Genomic DNA, 19,023 nt, shown 5'->3' on the forward strand with positions numbered 1-19,023 from the left:
ACGTGATTACGACACTGCTCGTCGCCAACCGGGGCGAGATCGCCTGCCGGATCTTCCGCACCTGCCGTGAGCTGGGAATCCGGACGGTCGCCGTGCACTCGGACGCCGACGAGAACGCGCTCCACACGCGCGTGGCCGACACGGCGGTACGGCTGCCGGGCGCGGCGCCCGCCGAGACGTATCTGCGCGGCGACCTCATCGTGAAGGCGGCCCTCGCCGCCGGCGCGGACGCCGTGCACCCCGGCTACGGCTTTCTCTCCGAGAACCCCGACTTCGCCCGCGCCGTCCTCGACGCCGGCCTGACCTGGATCGGCCCACCGCCGGAGGCCATCGAGGCGATGGCGTCCAAGACCCGCGCGAAGGAGCTGATGGGCCTCGCGCCCCTCGACGCGGCGCAGGTCACGGAGGCCGACCTGCCGGTGCTGGTGAAGGCGGCCGCCGGCGGCGGGGGGCGCGGGATGCGGATCGTGCGCCGGCTGGAGGAGCTGAGCGCCGCACTGCAGGCCGCACGCGCCGAGGCGGCGAGTGCCTTCGGCGACGGCGAGGTGTTCATCGAGCCCTACCTGGAGCACGGCCGCCACGTCGAGGTGCAGATCCTCGCCGACACCCACGGCACGATCTGGCCCCTCGGCACCCGCGACTGCTCCCTCCAGCGCCGCCACCAGAAGGTCATCGAGGAGGCCCCGGCACCCGGCCTCTCCGAGCAGCTCACGCAGGACCTGTACGCGCTGGCCGTACAGGCCGCCTGCGCCGTCGCCTACGAGGGCGCAGGCACCGTCGAGTTCCTGGTCGCCGACGGCCGCGCGCACTTCCTGGAGATGAACACCCGCCTCCAGGTCGAACACCCCGTCACGGAGGAGGTGTTCGGCATCGACCTGGTCGCGGAACAGATCCGCATCGCGGAGGGCGGGGCCCTCGAGAAGGACCCGCCACGCGCGCGTGGCCACGCGATCGAGGCCCGCCTGTACGCCGAGGACCCCGCCCACGACTGGACCCCCCAGACCGGCACCCTGCACCACCTCGCCGTACCGCCCGGCGTCCGCCTGGACACCGGCTGCACCGACGGCGACACCATCGGCGTCCACTACGACCCGATGCTCGCCAAGGTCGTCGCCCACGCACCCACGCGCGCGGAGGCGGTCCGCAGGCTCGCCGGAGCACTGGAGCGCGCCGAGCTCCACGGCCCGGTCACCAACCGCGACCTGCTGGTCCGTTCCCTGCGCCACGAGGAGTTCACCAGCGGGCGCATGGACACCGGCTTCTACGACCGCCACCTCACCGCACTGACCGAGTCCGCCCCCGACCCGTACGCCCCGCTCGCCGCCGCCCTCGCCGACGCCCACGGCCGCTCCCGCTTCGGCGGCTGGCGCAACCTGCCCGCACAGCCGCAGGTGAAGCGGTACGCGGTGGCGGGGGAGGAGCACGAGGTCCGCTACTGGCACGCGAGGCAGGGGCCTGCGGCCGACGGGGTGCGCGTCGTGCACGCCGACGCGCGACTGGTCGTACTCGAAGTCGACGGCGTGGAGCGCCGGTTCACGGTGGCGGCGTACGGCGACGAGGTCCACGTCGGCTCCACCCGCCTCACCGCCCTGCCCCGCTTCCCCGACCCCACCGCCCAGCTCGCCCCCGGTTCGCTGCTCGCACCGATGCCGGGCACGGTCGTCCGCATCGCCGAGGGCCTGGCGGAAGGGGCAACGGTTCAGGCCGGTCAAGGCCTCATATGGCTGGAGGCGATGAAGATGCAGCACCAGATCTCGGCGCCGGTCACAGGAACGCTGACCGCGCTGCATGCCAGGACCGGCCAGCAGGTGGAACCAGGAATGTTGCTCGCCGTAGTGCAGGAAACCTCTTCTTAGGAGCCTCATGTCTCCCGTCATCGAAACCGAAGAGCACAAAGCCCTCCGCTCAGCGGTGGCCGCCCTCGGCAAACGCTACGGCCGTGACTACCTCGTCCAGACCGTCGCCGCGGGCAAACCCCTCACCGAACTCTGGACCGAGGCCGGCAAACTCGGCTACCTCGGCGTCAGCCTCCCCGAGGAGTACGGCGGCGGTGGGGGCGGCGTCGCCGAACTGTCCATCGTGCTCGAAGAGCTGGGGGCAGCAGGCTCCCCCCTGCTCATGCTGGTGGTCTCCCCGGCCATCTGCGGCACGGTGATCTCCCGCTTCGGCACAGAGGCCCAGAAACGGCAGTGGCTGCCCGGAATCGCCGACGGCACCCGCCTCATGGCCTTCGGCATCACCGAACCCGACGCCGGCTCCAACTCCCACCGCATCACCACCACGGCCCGCCGTGACGGTACCGACTGGCTCCTCACCGGCCGCAAGGTCTTCATCTCCGGCGTGGACATGGCCGACGCCGTCCTGATCGTCGGCCGTACCGAGGACGCCCGCACCGGACGCCTCAAGCCCTGCCTGTTCATCGTCCCGACGGACGCCGAGGGCTTCCAGAAGCGGCCGATCGACATGGAGCTCAACGCCGCCGAGAAGCAGTTCGAGCTGGTCCTGGACGGCGTACGGCTGCCCGCCGACGCCCTCGTCGGCGACGAGGACGCCGGTCTGCTGCAACTGTTCGCCGGTCTGAACCCCGAGCGGATCATGACCGCCGCGTTCGCCATCGGGATGGGCCGGTACGCGCTGTCCAAGGCCATCGAGTACGCCCGCGACCGTACCGTCTGGAAGTCCCCGATCGGCGCCCACCAGGCCATCGCCCACCCCCTGGCGCAGGCGCACATCGACCTGGAACTGGCCCGGCTGATGATGCAGAAGGCGGCCCACCTCTACGACGCCGGTGACGACGTCGGCGCGGGCGAGGCCGCCAACATGGCCAAGTACGCGGCCGGGGAGGCCTGCGTGAAGGCCGTCGACCAGGCCGTGCACACCCTCGGCGGCAACGGGCTCACCCGCGAGTTCGGGCTCGCCTCGTTGATAACGGCCGCACGCGTGGCTCGTATTGCTCCGGTGAGCCGGGAGATGATTCTCAACTACGTCTCCCATCAGAGCCTCGGCCTGCCCAAGTCGTACTAGGCCGCCGCATCCGCCTGGAGGAACCGTGTTCCGCAGCGAGTACGCAGACGTTCCGCCCGTAGCCCTCCCCATCCACGAGGCCGTCCTGGGGCGCGCCGCCGAGTTCGGCGAGCGACCCGCCCTGATCGACGGCACGGACGGCACCACGCTCACGTACAAGCAGGTGGACCGGTTCCACCGGCGCGTCGCCGCCGGTCTCGCCGACGCGGGCGTCCGCAAGGGCGACGTCCTCGCCCTGCACAGCCCCAACACCATCGCCTTCCCGACCGCCTTCTACGCCGCCACGCGCGCGGGTGCCTCCGTCACCACCGTGCACCCGCTCGCCACGCCCGAGGAGTTCGCGAGGCAGCTCGGCGACAGCGGCGCGCGCTGGATCGTCACCGTCTCGCCCCTGCTGGAGACGGCCCGCCGCGCCGCCGAACTCGCGGGCGGCATACGGGAGATCTTCGTGTGCGACAGCGCGTCCGGGCACCGCTCCCTGATCGACATGCTCGCCACCACCGCCCCCGAGCCGCGGCCCGCCCTCGACCCGGCCGAGGACATCGCCGCGCTGCCGTACTCCTCCGGCACCACCGGCGTCCCCAAGGGCGTGATGCTCACCCACCGGCAGATCGCCACCAACCTCGCCCAGCTGGAACCCGCCGTTCCGGCCGCCCCCGGCGACCGCATCCTGGCCGTCCTGCCCTTCTTCCACATCTACGGCCTCACCGCCCTGATGAACGCGCCCCTGCGCAAGGGCGCCACGGTCGTCGTCCTGCCCCGCTTCGACCTGGAGACCTTCCTCGCGGCCATCGAAACGCACCGCATCACCGGCCTGTACGTCGCCCCGCCCATCGTCCTCGCCCTCGCCAAGCACCCGGCCGTCGCCCGCTACGACCTCTCCTCCCTGAAGTACGTCATCAGCGCCGCCGCCCCACTGGACGCCACCCTCGCCCGCGCCTGCTCGCAGCGGCTCGGCCTGCCCCCGATCGGCCAGGCCTACGGCATGACCGAACTGTCCCCCGGCACCCACGTCGTCCCCCTCGACCGGCTGCACGACGCCCCCGCCGGCACGGTCGGCAGGCTCATCGCCGGCACCGAGATGCGCATCGTCTCCCTGGACGACCCCGACAAGGACCTCGGCACCGGCGAGCCCGGCGAGATCCTCATCCGCGGCCCCCAGGTGATGAAGGGCTACCTCGGCCGCCCCGACGCCACCGCCGCGCTGATCGACGCCGACGGCTGGCTGCACACCGGGGACGTGGGACACGTCGACGAGGACGGCTGGCTGTTCGTCGTGGACCGGGTGAAGGAACTCATCAAGTACAAGGGCTTCCAGGTGGCCCCCGCCGAACTGGAGGCCCTGCTGCTCACCCACCCAGGCATCGCCGACGCCGCCGTCATCGGCTCCTACAACGACGACGGCAACGAAGTCCCGCACGCCTTCGTCGTCCGCAGGCCCGACGCCGAGGAGCTCACGGAGAACGAGATCATGCTGTACGTCGCCGAACGGGTCGCACCCTACAAACGGATCCGCCAGGTCACCTTCATCCACACCGTCCCCCGCGCCGCCTCCGGCAAGATACTGCGCCGGGAACTGAGGGAGCTGCCGTGACAATGATCAGCCGTACACGCGCGCGTGCCGTCGAAACCCTCAGCCTCGACGCCACCGGCACCCGCAACGCCCTCTCGGCGGCGCTCGTCTCCGACCTCGTGAACGCGCTCACCGACTGCGGCAAGGACCCGGACGTACGCGCCGTCGTCCTCACCCACACCGGCACCACCTTCTGCGCCGGCGCCGACCTGCGCGACCCGCCCCACCCGGATGCCCTCACCGGCCTGCTCCGGCAGATCCTCGAACTGCGCAAACCCGTCGTCGCACGCGTCACCGGCCACGTCCGCGCGGGCGGCCTCGGCCTGCTCGCCGCCTGCGACATCGCCGCCGCCTCCACCGAAGCCACCTTCGCCTTCACCGAGGTCCGCATCGGCGTCGCCCCCGCGGTGATCTCCCTCCCCGTGATCCCGCGCGCCGACCCCCGCGCCCTCGCCCGCTACTTCCTCACCGGCGAACGCTTCGACGCACCCGAGGCCGTACGCGTCGGACTCCTCACCGTCACCGGCGACGACGTGGACGACGCCCTCGCTCCGATCCTCGACGGCCTGCGCCGCTCCTCACCCCAGGGCCTGGCCGAGACGAAACAGCTGCTCACGGCTAGGGTGCTGGAAACATTCGACCGGGACGCGGCGGATCTGACCGCGCTCTCGGCCCGGCTGTTCTCCTCCGCCCAGGCCCGGGAGGGGATGACGGCCTTCCTGGAAAGACGGGACGCGGCATGGGTGGTGTGACCGGATGAGCACGACGGCGCAACGCGACGGCCTGCCCAAGGAGCGCGACCGCGCCCCCAAGCAGGACCGCAGCCGGGCCACCCGGCAGCGGCTCCTGGAGGCCGCCGTGGCCTGCCTGGCCGAACACGGCTGGGCGGGCTCCACCGTCGCCGTCGTCGCCGAACGCGCCGGAGTCTCCCGCGGCGCCGCCCAGCACCACTTCCCCACCCGCGAGGACCTGTTCACGGCCGCCGTCGAATACGTCGCCGAGGAGCGCTCCACCGCCCTCCGGGAACTCTTCCCGGCCGGCCCCGCCGACCGCCGCGCCGTCGTCGCCGCCCTCGTCGACCTCTACACCGGCCCCCTCTTCCGCGCCGCCCTGCACCTGTGGGTCGCCGCCTCCAACGAGGACCAGCTGGGCAGCCGCGTGACCGAGCTGGAGGCCCGCGTCGGCCGCGAGACCCACCGCATCGCCGTCGATCTCCTCGGCGCCGACGAGTGCCGCCCCGGCGTCCGCGAAACCGTCCAGGGCCTGCTGGACATGGCCCGCGGCCTCGGTCTGGCCAACCTCCTGACCGACGACACCACCCGCCGCACACGCGTCGTCGCCCAGTGGGCCGATCTGCTGGACCAGGCCCTCGGCCGAGCCGACGGACCGGACCCGCAGTGAAGCGGGCCACACCCGTATCCGGCACGGAGCGTTACCCTTGCCCCATGCTTCCGATGCTCGTCCGCCGCCGCCACGTGGACTACGTGCGCGTCACGAGCATGGGCTGTCGGCCTTCGGCCTGATTCAGCCTCTTTTCTTCCGCCTTCTTACGGCATCTTCTTACGGCACCCGGGGCGACGCCGCCCACACCCTCGGCGGCCTGCCCGTGGCCCACACAACCCTGTGGACGCACCCATGACGACGCACACCACGACGCACACCACGACGCACACTGCGATGCACACCACGACGGCGACCCCGTCGTACGACCAGCTCCCCATCATCGACCTGTCGGCCGCCGGCCAAGGCCCCCAGGCCCGCGCCAGGCTCCACGCCCAGCTGCACAGCGCCGCCCACGACGTCGGCTTCTTCCAGCTCGTCGGACACGGTGTGACCCGGGCCGAGACCGACGCGCTGCTCACCGCCATGCGCGCCTTCTTCGCCCTCCCCGAGGCCGACCGGCTCGCCCTGGACAACGTGAACTCTCCGCACTTCCGCGGCTACACCCGCACCGGCGACGAACGTACCGCCGGCGCCCGCGACTGGCGCGACCAGCTCGACATAGGCGCCGAACGCCCCGCCCGCGTCCCCGCCCCCGGCGAACCCCCGTACTGGTGGCTCCAGGGCCCCAACCAGTGGCCCACCGCCCTCCCCGAGCTGCGCACCGCCGCCCTGGCCTGGATCGACAAGCTGAGCTCGGTCGCGGACCGCCTCCTGCACGAACTCCTCGCCGCCATCGGCGCCCCCGCCGACTTCTACGACCCGGTCTTCGGCGACCGTGCCCACCCCCACCTCAAGCTCGTCCGCTACCCCGGCAGCGCGGGCGACGGCACCGACCAGGGCGTCGGCGCCCACAAGGACTACGGCTTCCTGACCCTGCTCCTGCAGGACACCGTCGGCGGCCTCCAGGTCCAGCGCGAGGACGGCCTCTTCCACGACGTCCCGGCCCTCGACGGTGCCTTCGTCGTCAACCTCGGCGAACTCCTGGAAGTCGCCACCAACGGCTACCTCCTCGCCACCAACCACCGCGTGGTCAGCCCGCCCGGAGCCACGGAACGCTTCTCGGTCCCGTTCTTCTACAACCCCCGCCTGGACGCAAAGGTCGAGCTCCTGCCGTTCCCGCACGCCTCCGAGGCACCGGGCATCACCACCGACCCCTCCAACCCGCTGTACGCCGAGTACGGCTACAACGAACTCAAGGGCAAGCTGAGGGCACATCCGCTGGTGGCGGAGAAACACCATGCGAGTCTGCTTGCGGCAGCATGAAAATCAGGGCCCTCAGGGCCCTGGTTTTCAAGGGGGGCGGGGCCGTGCCGGCATGCGGCTCCGCCGCGCGGGCGCGACAGGCCACGACCGGCCCGCGGCGCCCGCGCTCCGTGGCGCCCCTCTCAGTGGGCGATGTCCGCATACCCCTCGATGTCCTGCGGACTGCGCGGCCCGGGACCCACGTACCTCGCCGAAGGCCGCACCAGCCTCCCCGTCCGCTTCTGCTCCAGAATGTGCGCCGACCACCCGGCAGTACGGGCGCACGTGAACATCGACGTGAACATGTGCGCCGGCACCTCCGCGAAGTCCAGCGTGATCGCGGCCCAGAACTCCACGTTGGTGGCCAGCACCCGATCCGGCCGACGGTTGTGAAGCTCCTCCAGCGCGGCCTTCTCCAACGCCTCGGCGACCTCGAACCGCGGCGCGCCCAGCTCCCGCGCCGTACGCCGCAGCACCCGCGCCCGCGGATCCTCGGCCCGGTACACCCGGTGCCCGAACCCCATCAGCCGCTCACCCCGGTCCAGGGCCTGCCGGACGTACGCCTCCGCGTCCCCCGTCCGCTCGATCTCCTCGATCATCCCGAGCACACGCGAGGGCGCACCCCCGTGCAGCGGCCCGGACATCGCCCCGACCGCCCCCGACAGCGCGGCGGCGACATCGGCCCCGGTGGAGGCGATGACCCGCGCGGTGAAGGTCGAGGCGTTCATCCCGTGCTCGGCCGCGGACGTCCAGTAGGCATCCACAGCGGCGACATGCTTGGGATCCGGCTCACCCCGCCAGCGGATCATGAACCGCTCCACGACCGACTTCGCCTTGTCGATCTCCCGCTGCGGCACCATCGGCAGCGTCTGCCCGCGCGCCGACTGGGCGACGTACGACAACGCCATCACGGCGGCCCGCGCCAGATCGTCCCGCGCCTGGCGCTCGTCGATGTCGAGCAGCGGTTTCAGCCCCCACGCCGGCGCCAGCATTGCGAGCGCCGACTGCACGTCCACGCGGATGTCACCGGAGTGCACCGGGATCGGGAACGGCTCGGCGGGCGGCAGCCCCGGATTGAACGCCCCGTCGACCAGCAGCCCCCACACGTTCCCGAACGAGACATGACCGACCAGATCCTCGATGTCGACGCCCCGGTACCGCAGGGCGCCGCCCTCCTTGTCCGGCTCGGCGATCTCCGTCTCGAACGCTACGACTCCCTCGAGTCCGGGTACGAAATCGGACATCAGGCGGCTCCTCGTGATGTGATCGGCGGCGGTCACCCCGGTGATGCCCCGTTCAGCCGGTGGTCACCCAACCGCAAGGGGACCAGCACGATAACCCCCGGTGCCAGACTTGGGGAGTCCGTACGACACTGAGTGCCAGTGGCGTTCGATACGGCAAGATGACCGCGTGACCGACCGCGACCCGCTCCTGGATCCCGCCCTCGACCCCGCCGCCATGCGCAAGCAGTACCGGGCCGAGGGCCTCGCCGAACAGGATCTCGCCACGCACCCCATGGACCAGTTCGCCCGCTGGTTCGAGGACGCCGCCCGGGCGGCGCTGCACGGCACCATCTACGAGCCCAACGCGATGGTCGTCTCCACGGCGGACGCGGCCGGCCGCATCAGCTCGCGCACGGTCCTGATGAAGCAGTTCGACACCGAGGGCTTCGTCTTCTACACCAACTACGACTCCCGCAAGGCCCACGACCTCGCGGAGAACCCGCACGTCTCCCTGCTCTTCCCCTGGCACCCGCTGGCCCGCCAGGTCATCGTCGCCGGCACCGCCCACCGCACCGGCCGCGACGAGACCGCCGCCTACTTCCGCACCCGCCCGCACGGCTCCCGGCTCGGCGCCTGGGCCAGCGCCCAGTCCACGGTGATCGCCTCGCGCACCGAACTGGACACCGCCTACGCCGACCTTCAGGCCCGCTACCCCGAGGACGAACAGGTCCCGGTCCCACCGCACTGGGGCGGCTTCCGCATCACCCCGGAAACCATCGAGTTCTGGCAGGGCCGCGTGAACCGCCTCCACGACCGCCTGCGCTACGTCGCCCAGCCGGGCGGCACCTGGAAGGTCGAGCGCCTCGCCCCCTGAAGGCACGGGGCACGTGAACGCAGACGACCCGCGGGCTGGGTTCCTCGAGGAGGAGCCGGCCGGACGTACCGGCAGCCCGCGGGTCGGGTGACTGCGTTGGATTAGGGCCGGCTGCGTGTTTCGCACACACGCTGGTCCGGCACCGCACTGGGTGTGGTGGCGAGCCGCTAGCCCGCAGCCACCTCGCGCGTCCGGGTTTCACTCATTTACCCGATCACCTCCTTTCCGCTTGGGACACAGCCTAGGAAGCGGCTGGGGAGAGCTCAACTGTTTTTCGGAGATCCTGACGGAGGGGCTTCCGGCCGCGTCGGGTGGCCGTGGCCGTCGCCGCGCTGGAGCCGTCCTCGCTGCCCGGGCAGCGCTCTTGGCGTGACGACGACGGGTTCCGTTGCCGTGCCCGTCGGATGGTGAGCGGCCGTATTGACACCACACTGGTCCAGACCGCACGGTGATCCGCGACACAGACGCTGCGAAGGGGTACCGCATGAGCGACGGCACGCCTGCCGACCTGTTCTTCGACGCCGCGATCGGCCTGCTGCAACGGGTCCGTGAGGAGGAGGCCGAGCCGATCGCCGCGGCCGGCACCCTGCTCGCCGACACCGTCGCCGCCGGCGGCCGCCTGTTCGCCTTCGGCGCCGGGCACTCCTCCCTGGCCGCCCAGGACGTCGTCTACCGTGCCGGCGGACTCGCCCTGATGAACCTGCTCGCCGTCCCCGGCGTCGTCGGCGTCGACGTCATCCCGGCCACCCTCGGCTCCGCCCTCGAACGCGTCGACGGCCTCGCGAGTGCCGTCCTCGGTACCTCACCGCTCCGCTCCGGCGACGCCCTCGTGATCATCTCCCTCTCCGGCCGCAACGCCCTCCCCGTGGAGATGGCCCAGCACGCCCGCGCCCTCGGCGTGAAGGTCATCGGCGTCACCTCGGTCGCGTACGCCGCGCAGACCACGTCCCGGCACGCCTCCGGCACCTTCCTGAAGGACCACTGCGACATCGTCCTGGACTCGAAGATCGCCGTCGGTGACGCGGAGCTCACCCTGGACACCATCCCGGCGCCCTTCGCCCCCGCCTCCACGGTCGTCACCACCGCGCTGATGCAGGCGGTCATGGCGACCACCGCCGCCACCCTCGCCGACCGGGGCATCGAACCCCCGCTCCTGCGCTCGGGCAACGTCGACGGCGGCCACGAGTGGAACGGCCGTGTGCTGCGGGAGTACGGCGACCGGATCTTCTACCGGCGCTGAGACCGCGCGGGAGCCCCCGGAGGCCTACTTCCCCGCCACCGCGCCCGCCAGGTCCAGCGCCGCCGCGATGCGGACCGCCACGTCCTCCGCGTAGGCCGTGTCGGACCGCTCGAAGCGGCTGCGGCCGGAGCCGCGCAGGAAGGTCACCACGCCCAGCGTCCGCCCCCGGCTGCGCAGCACCGCGCACAGGGCGTGCACCGCGTCGCCGGGCCACTGCCGGGACAGCGCCCACTCCTGCGCCCGCTGCGCCGGGACCGACCCGGCGTCCGCGCGCACGACCCCGCACCGCTCCACGCACTGCAGCGCCGGATGGCCCGGCTCGTAGCGCACGGGCAGCCCGGCCGCGCCGGTGAGCAGGCTCGGTCCCGGCGCTCCGGCGGGCGTCGCGGCGAGGCGTACGAGCCGTACGGCCGCCTCCCCGCCCTCCGTGCGCGGGGCAGGCACCGCCCGGTCGATCAACGCGTGGTCGGCGAAGCCGGCGAGGGCGAAGTCCAGGTGGACGGTGGCCGCCTCGGCAGGGTCCTCGCACTCGGCGGCGGCACGCGCGGCGCGGTGCAGCTGGTTGGTGCGGAAGCGCAGCAGGGCCGCCTCCTGTTCGCCCTGCTTGGCCTCGGTGACGTCCTGGAACAGCCAGCCGACGCCGAGCGGCACCGGTTCCTCCGCGAGCGGCGAGGCCAGCCGCACGAACCCGCTCCGCCAGCAGCGCCGCTTCTCGCCCTCCCCGGTGCGCACGCTGACCCACATCTCGGCGGGCGCGGGCGGCGCGCCCTCGGCCAGCACATGGGTGAGCGCGGCCTCCAGTTCCTCCACGCCCTGCGCGAGCAGTTCACCGAGCGGCCGGCCGAGCGCGGAGGTACGTCCGATGCCGAGCGCACGGGCCGCGTGCGCGTTGACGACGGCGGGCCGCAGATCGGCGTCGATGAGTACGACCCCCCAGGCGGCGTCCTCGAACAGTGCCTCACTCAGCGCGATCGACCGCTCCAGATCGATCTGCGCGTGGACCTCGCTGAACGCGCAGTACACCCCGGCGGGCTCTCCGTCGGGCCCGCGCACGGCGGCCGACTGGGTCCGTACGAGCACCCGTCCGCCGTCCTTCGTGACGAGCGCGAACTCGTGCACCTGCCGCCCGGGGGCGTGCATCGCCGACATCAGCCGGGCCTGCACCTCCTCGGCGTCGGCACTGCGCACCGCCCATCCGGCGAACCCGTGCCGCCCGACCGCCTCGGCGGCCGTCCAGCCGAGGATCCGCTCGGCCTCCCGGTTCCAGTGCGTGACGACCCCGTCGGCGTCGAAGGCGCACAGTGCCGCGTCCATGCCGTCGAGCAGTGCGGCGAGCAGATCGGATCCCCCTGACTCACCGGGCTCGTCCGGCCCCAGCTCATCGGTGGTCCCACTCCGCCGGGAAGCACTCACCTGGACCCCCTGGAGGCTGCGTCGGCGCACATACGGCGCACGGTTCGCTCAGTGCCCATCATTCAACTGGAACGTGACCCAGCACACATCCTGTTCCCGCAAGATTGGTCCCACAAGATTGGACGCATCGGCCACCCACGGACCCGCACCCGTCAACGGCCGGAGCTCCACGGCTGCCCCCGTTTCCCGCGCGGCCCCCGCTTGTCAGTCCGATCCGGCAGAATTGGTGACAGGGCCAGCGCACGCGCCGGGGTGCCGGCAGAGGTAATCGAGGGGCACGTATGTCCGGACTGATCGACACCACGGAGATGTATCTCCGCACCATCCTCGAGCTCGAAGAGGAAGGCGTCGTCCCCATGCGCGCCCGCATCGCGGAGCGGCTCGACCAGAGCGGGCCGACGGTGAGCCAGACGGTGGCGCGCATGGAGCGCGACGGGCTCGTCTCCGTCGCCAGCGACCGGCATCTGGAGCTGACCGACGAGGGGCGCAGGCTCGCCACGCGCGTGATGCGCAAGCACCGGCTGGCCGAGTGTCTCCTCGTCGACGTGATCGGCCTGGAGTGGGAGCAGGTGCACGCGGAGGCCTGCCGCTGGGAGCACGTGATGAGCGAGGCGGTGGAGCGGCGCGTGCTGGAGCTGCTGCGGCACCCGACCGAGTCGCCGTACGGAAACCCGATCCCGGGCCTGGAGGAGCTGGGCGAGAAGGACGGCGCCGACCCGTTCCTGGACGAGGGCATGGTCTCGCTGGCAGACCTGGACGCGGGTACGGACGGCAAGACGGTCGTCGTCCGCCGTATCGGCGAGCCGATCCAGACGGATGCACAGCTGATGTACACGCTGCGGCGCGCGGGTGTGCAGCCCGGTTCCGTGGTGAGCGTGACGGAGTCGGCCGGCGGCGTGCTGGTGGGCAGTGGCGGCGAGGCGGCCGAGCTGGAGGCGGACGTCGCCTCGCACGTGTTCGTCGCCAAGCGCTGAACAGGAGAGGGCCCCGGCGCCTTGTGGCGCCGGGGCCTGTCCTCCCCTGTGCTGACCCGGAGCCCCGAGCTCTCAGGGTCATCCCCCTCGGACCGTTTTTCCCCGAGCGGTCCGCCTCCCGCCAGAAGAGATCCCCTCGATGGCGGCGATCATTCCTTGAGGGGTGTCACTCGAATGAGGGGTGTTGTCCGCAGAGACGGATTTTTCGAATGGGCATTCGATAGTCTGCGGCGGCAGGACGAGCACGACGACAAGCACGACGACAGCACGACAGCGACAGCAGCGAGTACGAGCGAGTACGGCAGTACACCGGTACGAGGCAGGCGGAGCTGGGGGGTGCCAGACCCATGGCACGGCGTATCGACGTGACGGGAGCGGGTGGCGTGCGCCTGGCCGCCTGGGAGTTCGCCGACCCTCCCAAGACGGGGCTCGACCCGTCGGAAAACCATACGGACCATCAGGTGGACGGCCGGCCGGACACGGCGTCCGGCGCTCCGGGCGTGCTGTTACTTCACGGCCTGATGGGCCGTGCCTCCCACTGGGCCTCCACCGCCCGCTGGCTCACCGCACGCCACCGTGCCGTGGCCCTCGACCAGCGCGGACACGGCCAGAGCGAGAAGCCGCCGCGGGCCGCCTACACCCGCGAGGCCTACGTCGAGGACGCCGAGGCCGCCCTGGAACAGCTCGGTCTCGCCCCGGCGCTTCTGATCGGCCATGCCATGGGCGCGCTGACCGCCTGGCAGCTCGCCGCCAAGCGCCCCGAACTGGTCGGGGGTCTGATCATCTGCGACATGCGGGCCTCCGCCCTGGGGGCCGCCTCGCAGCGGGAGTGGGCGGAGTGGTTCAGGGCCTGGCCCGTTCCCTTCGCCACACTGGCGGACGTACGCAAGTGGTTCGGCGAGGACGATCCGTGGGTGGAGCGGCCGAACCCGGCCCGCGGGGAGTTCTACGCCGAGGTGATGCACGAGGCCGCCGACGGCTGGCGGCCGGTGTTCGAGCCGGAGCAGATGCTCAGGTCCCGGGAGACCTGGGTGTACGACGCGCACTGGGAGGAGCTGGCCCAGGTGCGGTGCCCGACGCTGGTGGTGCGTGGGGTGGACGGGGAGCTGGGGCGGGCGGAGGCCCAGGAGATGGTGCGGGTGCTGCCGGCCGGTGAGTACGCGGAGGTTTCCGACGCCGGGCACCTCGCTCATTACGACATGCCGGGGGCTTGGCGGGGGGCTGTCTCGCCGTTTCTTGATCGGGTGTTCGGGGATTGAGCCCCCTACCCCTTGCTGACAGCCGTGAGGATCTCCGGCAGCCGTGCCGCCGTTCTCGGAGCCGCCAGGCGGAGGCCCGCAAACGTGAGCCCGGCCCCGTACGCCGCCCCCACCGGCAGCAGCAGCCACCTCCAGTCCGCCCCGCCCGTGCTCACGTGGAGCCAGATGGTCAGGGCGATGACGGGGGAGCAGAGCAGGGCCGCCGAGACCATGCCGCCGAAGATCGAGATCCAGGCGAGGCCCGCCTGGCCGGGGACGACGTTCTTGTGGCCCTCCTGGGGGATGGAGTAGGGGAAGCGGGCCGAGGTCCAGGCGCCGGTCGCGAGCATCGCTCCGAGTAGGGCGAAGGACAGCCCCAGCACCTCCGGCAGCCGGGTCCAGGCGCCGAGCAGGGCCGTCGTCGTCACCGTCACGAGCACGGCGTAGGGGAGGGTGATCAGCAGCAGGGCCAGGGCGCGGCCGCGCAGTTCCTCGTATGCGTCCCGGGGCGAGGAGACGGTCATGGCCACCATCCAGAACGCGGAGGTGTCCTGCCCGAACTGGTTGTACATCTGGATGCCGAGCATCCCGGCGGCGAAGCACGCGAAGTAGATCGACCCCGTGCCCTGCACCGCGTTGAACACCGGCACGATCAGTCCGATCGCCAGCGAGGTCACCCAGGCGGCCTTGGTCTTCGGGTCCCGCCAGATGTAGCGCAGGCTGCGTTCCATGACCGTGCCCGTGCGGCCCTGCGGCAGCAGGCGGCCGAGTCCGGTGGTCGAGCGTCCGTGGTCGCCGGCGTCGGCCGGCTGCAGTGTGGAGGCGTCGGGCGCGGTCATCAGCCGGGTCAGGCTCCGCGCCCACGCGGCGATCAGGGCCGCCAACCCGGCTGCCGTGACGGCGAGTTGGGTGGCCGCGATGCCGTACGAGCCCTGGCTCGCCGCGTGCACCGCCGCCACCGCCGAGGCCGGCGGCACCCAGGAGAGCACGTCCGCGGCGGGCTGCAACTGGCCGAGCCCGGCCGAACCCAGCTGCCGTGCACCGAAGTTGACCAGCTGCGCCCCGACGGCGATCACCAGACCGCTCAGCACGGCCAGATCGCGGCCCTTCCTGCTGGTCAGCAGCTGTACGTTGGCCGTGGCGACGGCCCGGGCCAGGGCCACGCAGACGAGCAGGGCGAGGGCTACGGCGACGACGGTGACGACGTACCCGGCCGCGCCCTGGGCCAGCGACAGCGTGCAGCCCGCCAGTACCAGCAGGGTGAACAGAGGGCCGATGCCGACCAGGGAGGCCGTGAGCAGTGCACGGACCAGCGGGCGGGGGCGCAGCGGGAGCATCACCAGCCGGGTCGGGTCGAGTGTCTCGTCGCCGGTCGGGAAGAACAGCGGCAGCACCGCCCAGCCCAGTGCCAGCACGGCCGTGCCCGGTACGGCGACGGCGTCGGCGTGCGCGTGTCCGTGCAGTGCGAGCAGGCCCAGCAGTTGCAGCAGGGCGAACAGGACCGCGATGACCGCGGAGACGACGAACGCGGCCCGCCGGCCCCCGGACTGCCGTAGTCCGCCCCGCAGCAGCGACAGTTTCAGCCGTACGACGGTGGAGGTGAGGTTCGTCATCGGGCCGCCCCGCCGCCCAGCCAGTCCAGATCGGACCCGGTGTCCCGGCCGCTCGCCCCGACCAGTTCCAGGAACGCCCCCTGGAGGGTGGGATGGGTGCCGCGCACGTCTGCCAGCGGGCCGGTCGCGCGGATGCGTCCGGCGGCCATCACGGCGACCCAGTCGCACAACGACTCGACCAGCTCCATGACGTGGGAGGAGAAGACGACGGTGGCGCCGGAGGCGGTGTACCGCTCGAGGACGCCGCGGATGCTCTGCGCGGACACCGGGTCGACGCCCTCGAAGGGTTCGTCCAGGAAGAGCACCTCGGGGTTGTGCAGCAGCGCGGCGGCGAGCCCGATCTTCTTGCGCATGCCGGTCGAGTAGTCGACGACGAGCTTGTGCTGGGCGCCGGCCAGGTCGAGGACGTCCAGCAGCTGCGTGGCCCGCTTGTCGACCTCGGTCCCCGGCAGTCCGCGCAGCCGCCCCGAGTACCCGAGCAGCTCCCGCCCCGACAGCCGCTCGAACAGCCGCAGCCCTTCGGGAAGGACGCCGATCCTCGCTTTGACGGCCACGGGATCCCGCCACACGTCATGACCGACGACCTCGACGGTCCCGCCGTCCGGCCGCAGCAGCCCGGTCACCATGGAGAGGGTGGTGGTCTTCCCGGCTCCGTTGGGCCCGACCAGCCCGATGAACTTGCCGGCGGGCAGATCCAGGTCGATCCCCCCGACGGCAACCTGCTGCCCGAACTGCTTCCAGAGCCCCCGCACCCGCACTGCGACCTCGGTCATGCATGAAGGTTACGGCCAGTGCGGAGCCCCGAAGGGCGCGGGGCCGTGAACGGCTACCGGTCCCGCCCGCACGCGTAGGCAAGCGGCGAGATCAACTCCTCCGCGTCCGGCAACCACCGATTGGCGGGAGTCGGCCGGCAGGCCCACTGCACGGCACCACGAGACCCGAACCGAGTGGGAGGAGCGGCCACATACGCCCCCTCGCCCAGTGCCATCAGGTCGAGAGACGACAACGTCCACCCGAGCTTGCGCACCAGGTCCGGCACCTTCGCGGCACCCCCCGGCAGCACGAAGAACTGCATGCGCCGGTCGGGAGACAAGGTGACCGGGCCCAGCATCAGCTCCATCCGCTCCATACGGGCCAGAGCCAGGAACCCCGCGCTCTCCGGGACGGACAACGCGTCGAACGTCCGCCCCGTCGGCAGCAGAATCGAAGCCGTCGGCTGCTTCTGCCACATCCGGCGCGCGACGGTCGCGCTGCCGGTCGCCAGGGTCGCCCAGTCGGGGCGCGCGGGGTGCGCACCCGGCGCAGGGCAGGAGGCGTCGGCGCAGGAGCAGCGCTGCACTCCGTCGACGGCTTCCAGCCAGGTGCCCGGGAACACGTCCCAGTGTCGCTCCTCGGCGTAGCGTACGGCGGTCTCCAGCAGCGATTCCCCGCGTTGCTGCGGAATCTGACCGGTCATCTGAGTGTTCTGGGCGCCCGCGATCGTCTCTTCCACGCTCCACTCAACTCTCGCGCCCACCTGGAGTTACGGCCATGGCGTGCGCGGGGGAGGAGCATCGATTCGGCAATCGGGGCGCATGGATGCACGGGTGGGGGCGCGCGGGGGGATCCGGGGCGTGGGCTGGGTAGCCAGGGGTGGGGTTGGCATCCGTCGTTACCCCGGCAAACGGCACATGTCGCGCATTGACGGTATGTCAGCTGGGCAGTGATCTTCCCGGAACGGTTACGCCCAGGGGACCGCAACGCAGGGGGTAGCACATGGCCGCAAGGCCTCTCGTGGCGAGGCAGCCGAACGAACGGCTGCAGGCACTCATCCAGGAAGCGGGGTGTTCGAACGCCGGGCTGGCCCGGCGGGTCAACATGTGCGGCGCCGAGCACGGCCTCGACCTGCGCTACGACAAGACGTCCGTGGCCCGGTGGCTGCGCGGACAGCAGCCCCGGGGCCGCGCCCCGGCGATCATCGCGGAGGCGCTCGGGCGCAAGCTCGGCCGTACGGTCACGATCGACGAGATCGGCATGGCCAACGGCAAGAACCTCGCCTCGGGGGTCGGTCTCCAGTTCTCGCCGACGGTACTGGGGGCCATCGAGCAGGTCTGCGAGCTGTGGCGCAGCGACGTGGGGCGCCGGGACTTCCTGTCCGGCTCCTCCGTCGCCGCCTCCGCGCTGGTCGAGCCCAGCCGGGACTGGCTGATCTCGGCGCCGGACGCCCAGGTGGCCCGGCAGGCCGGCCCGCGCGTGGGACAGGCCGACGTGGCGGCCGTACGGTCCATGACGCAGGCGCTGACCGATCTGGACCACCAGTTCGGCAGCGGGCATGTGCGCCCGGTCGTCGTGCACTACCTCAACAGCGTCGTCTCCGGGCTGCTCGCCGGCTCCTACCGGGAGACGGTCGGCCGGGAACTCTTCGCGGCGGTCGCCCGGTTGACCGAGCTGGCCGGGTACATGGCCGTCGACACCGGGCAACCGGGGCTGGCCCAGCGGTACTACATCCAGTCGCTGCGGCTCGCGCAGGCCGCCGGGGACCGCGGGTACGGCGGTTACGTCCTGGCCGCGTCCATGAGCCACCTCGCCGCCCAGCTCGGAAACCCGCGCGAGATCGCCCAGTTGGCGCGGGCGGCGCAGGAGGGGGCGCGCGGGCAGGTGACCCCGCGCGCGGAGGCGATGTTCCAGGCGGCCGAGGCGCGCGGGCACGCCCTGCTCGGCGACGTCCGCGCGGCGCAGGCGTCCATCGGGCGGGCGGTGACGGCGATGGAGCAGGCGGACGGCTCCTCCGGTGACGACCCGGTGTGGATCCGGCACTTCGACGAGGCGTATCTCGCCGACGAGTTGGCGCACTGCCACCGCGATCTCGGCCAGAGCGGTCAGGCGGCCCGATGCGCCGAGCAGTCGCTGGCCGGGCACCCCGAGACCCGGGCCCGGCGGCGCGCCATCGGCTATGTGCTGCTCGCCACGGCCCAGGTGCAGCAGCGGGAGGTCGAACAGGCCTGCAGCACCGGCCTGAAGGCGGTGGAGCTGCTGGAGACGCTCCGCTCCAACCGGGGCGCCGAGTATCTGGAGGACCTCCAGCAGCGCCTGGAACCCTTCCGGGAGGAGGCGGTGGTACGGGAGTTCGGGGCGCGCCTCGATCTCCAGCAGGCCGCGTGAACCTCGGCCCCGCGGTCGTGTGAAC

Annotated in this window: 16 protein-coding genes; 11 read left to right on the forward strand and 5 right to left on the reverse strand. The window is 72.0% G+C overall.

Annotated elements, in window-relative coordinates:
- The first annotated feature begins 2 nt into the window (after window positions 1-2).
- The 6 genes from ACWGJ5_RS15755 to ACWGJ5_RS15780 all read left to right on the forward strand — a co-directional run bounded on the left by ACWGJ5_RS15755 (window position 3) and on the right by ACWGJ5_RS15780 (window position 7,303).
- Entirely contained in the window at window positions 3-1,856 is a 1,854-nt protein-coding gene (locus ACWGJ5_RS15755; RefSeq protein WP_453310276.1) for an acetyl/propionyl/methylcrotonyl-CoA carboxylase subunit alpha, read from the forward strand.
- A 7-nt stretch (window positions 1,857-1,863) separates the two neighbouring features.
- On the forward strand, window positions 1,864-3,024 hold the full coding sequence (locus ACWGJ5_RS15760) for an acyl-CoA dehydrogenase family protein (RefSeq protein ID WP_453310277.1): 1,161 nt from the start codon (window positions 1,864-1,866) through the stop codon (window positions 3,022-3,024).
- Window positions 3,025-3,049: 25 nt separating this feature from the next.
- Window positions 3,050-4,618, forward strand: coding sequence for a 4-coumarate--CoA ligase family protein (locus ACWGJ5_RS15765; RefSeq protein ID WP_453310278.1), 1,569 nt, complete (start codon window positions 3,050-3,052; stop codon window positions 4,616-4,618).
- A complete protein-coding gene (locus tag ACWGJ5_RS15770) occupies window positions 4,615-5,349 on the forward strand; it encodes an enoyl-CoA hydratase family protein (protein ID WP_453310279.1) in 735 nt (244 codons plus the stop codon). Before ACWGJ5_RS15765 ends, ACWGJ5_RS15770 begins: the two co-directional genes overlap by 4 nt.
- Before the next feature lie 4 nt (window positions 5,350-5,353).
- Window positions 5,354-5,998, forward strand: coding sequence for a TetR/AcrR family transcriptional regulator (locus tag ACWGJ5_RS15775; RefSeq protein WP_453310280.1), 645 nt, complete (start codon window positions 5,354-5,356; stop codon window positions 5,996-5,998).
- A 276-nt stretch (window positions 5,999-6,274) separates the two neighbouring features.
- Entirely contained in the window at window positions 6,275-7,303 is a 1,029-nt protein-coding gene (locus tag ACWGJ5_RS15780) for an isopenicillin N synthase family dioxygenase (protein WP_453310368.1), read from the forward strand.
- A 122-nt stretch (window positions 7,304-7,425) separates the two neighbouring features.
- Here the strand turns inward: ACWGJ5_RS15780 and ACWGJ5_RS15785 are convergent, their stop codons facing one another.
- Window positions 7,426-8,526, reverse strand: a complete 1,101-nt coding sequence (locus ACWGJ5_RS15785) for a citrate synthase 2 (protein ID WP_228623145.1) — start codon at window positions 8,524-8,526, stop codon at window positions 7,426-7,428.
- A 166-nt stretch (window positions 8,527-8,692) separates the two neighbouring features.
- On the opposite strand from ACWGJ5_RS15785, the gene pdxH reads away from it, so the two are divergent.
- Both pdxH and ACWGJ5_RS15795 read left to right on the forward strand, forming a co-directional pair.
- Entirely contained in the window at window positions 8,693-9,379 is a 687-nt protein-coding gene (gene pdxH / locus ACWGJ5_RS15790) for a pyridoxamine 5'-phosphate oxidase (RefSeq protein WP_453310281.1), read from the forward strand.
- A 484-nt stretch (window positions 9,380-9,863) separates the two neighbouring features.
- The gene (locus ACWGJ5_RS15795) at window positions 9,864-10,619 is read left to right on the forward strand and encodes an SIS domain-containing protein (RefSeq protein ID WP_453310282.1); all 756 of its coding nucleotides are present in this window, start codon (window positions 9,864-9,866) and stop codon (window positions 10,617-10,619) included.
- 24 nt (window positions 10,620-10,643) lie between these two features.
- Here ACWGJ5_RS15795 and ACWGJ5_RS15800 read toward each other — a convergent pair whose 3' ends face one another.
- On the reverse strand, window positions 10,644-12,032 hold the full coding sequence (locus ACWGJ5_RS15800; protein WP_453310283.1) for a PAS domain-containing protein: 1,389 nt from the start codon (window positions 12,030-12,032) through the stop codon (window positions 10,644-10,646).
- A 281-nt stretch (window positions 12,033-12,313) separates the two neighbouring features.
- Between ACWGJ5_RS15800 and ACWGJ5_RS15805 the strand changes: the two genes are divergently transcribed.
- Both ACWGJ5_RS15805 and ACWGJ5_RS15810 read left to right on the forward strand, forming a co-directional pair.
- Entirely contained in the window at window positions 12,314-13,006 is a 693-nt protein-coding gene (locus ACWGJ5_RS15805; protein ID WP_020940714.1) for a metal-dependent transcriptional regulator, read from the forward strand.
- Window positions 13,007-13,353: 347 nt separating this feature from the next.
- Window positions 13,354-14,265 carry an alpha/beta fold hydrolase gene (locus ACWGJ5_RS15810; protein WP_453310284.1) on the forward strand — a complete coding sequence of 304 codons (912 nt, stop codon included), beginning with the start codon at window positions 13,354-13,356 and terminating at the stop codon, window positions 14,263-14,265.
- Window positions 14,266-14,270: 5 nt separating this feature from the next.
- On the opposite strand, the gene ACWGJ5_RS15815 is transcribed toward ACWGJ5_RS15810, so the two are convergent.
- Genes ACWGJ5_RS15815 through ACWGJ5_RS15825 form a run of 3 tightly spaced genes read right to left on the reverse strand, consistent with a single transcriptional unit; the run spans window position 14,271 to window position 17,349 of the window.
- Complete coding sequence (locus tag ACWGJ5_RS15815) at window positions 14,271-15,857, reverse strand: transporter (RefSeq protein ID WP_453310285.1); 1,587 nt, start codon at window positions 15,855-15,857, stop codon at window positions 14,271-14,273.
- Window positions 15,854-16,630, reverse strand: a complete 777-nt coding sequence (locus tag ACWGJ5_RS15820; RefSeq protein WP_453310286.1) for an ABC transporter ATP-binding protein — start codon at window positions 16,628-16,630, stop codon at window positions 15,854-15,856. Before ACWGJ5_RS15820 ends, ACWGJ5_RS15815 begins: the two co-directional genes overlap by 4 nt.
- Before the next feature lie 53 nt (window positions 16,631-16,683).
- Window positions 16,684-17,349: a bifunctional DNA primase/polymerase gene (locus ACWGJ5_RS15825; protein WP_453310287.1), complete on the reverse strand. Its 666-nt coding sequence runs from the start codon at window positions 17,347-17,349 to the stop codon at window positions 16,684-16,686.
- A 263-nt stretch (window positions 17,350-17,612) separates the two neighbouring features.
- Between ACWGJ5_RS15825 and ACWGJ5_RS15830 the strand changes: the two genes are divergently transcribed.
- Window positions 17,613-18,998, forward strand: a complete 1,386-nt coding sequence (locus ACWGJ5_RS15830) for a transcriptional regulator (protein ID WP_453310288.1) — start codon at window positions 17,613-17,615, stop codon at window positions 18,996-18,998.
- The last annotated feature ends 25 nt before the right edge of the window (window positions 18,999-19,023 follow it).

It is taken from the genome of Streptomyces sp. NPDC054783 (assembly GCF_053611725.1).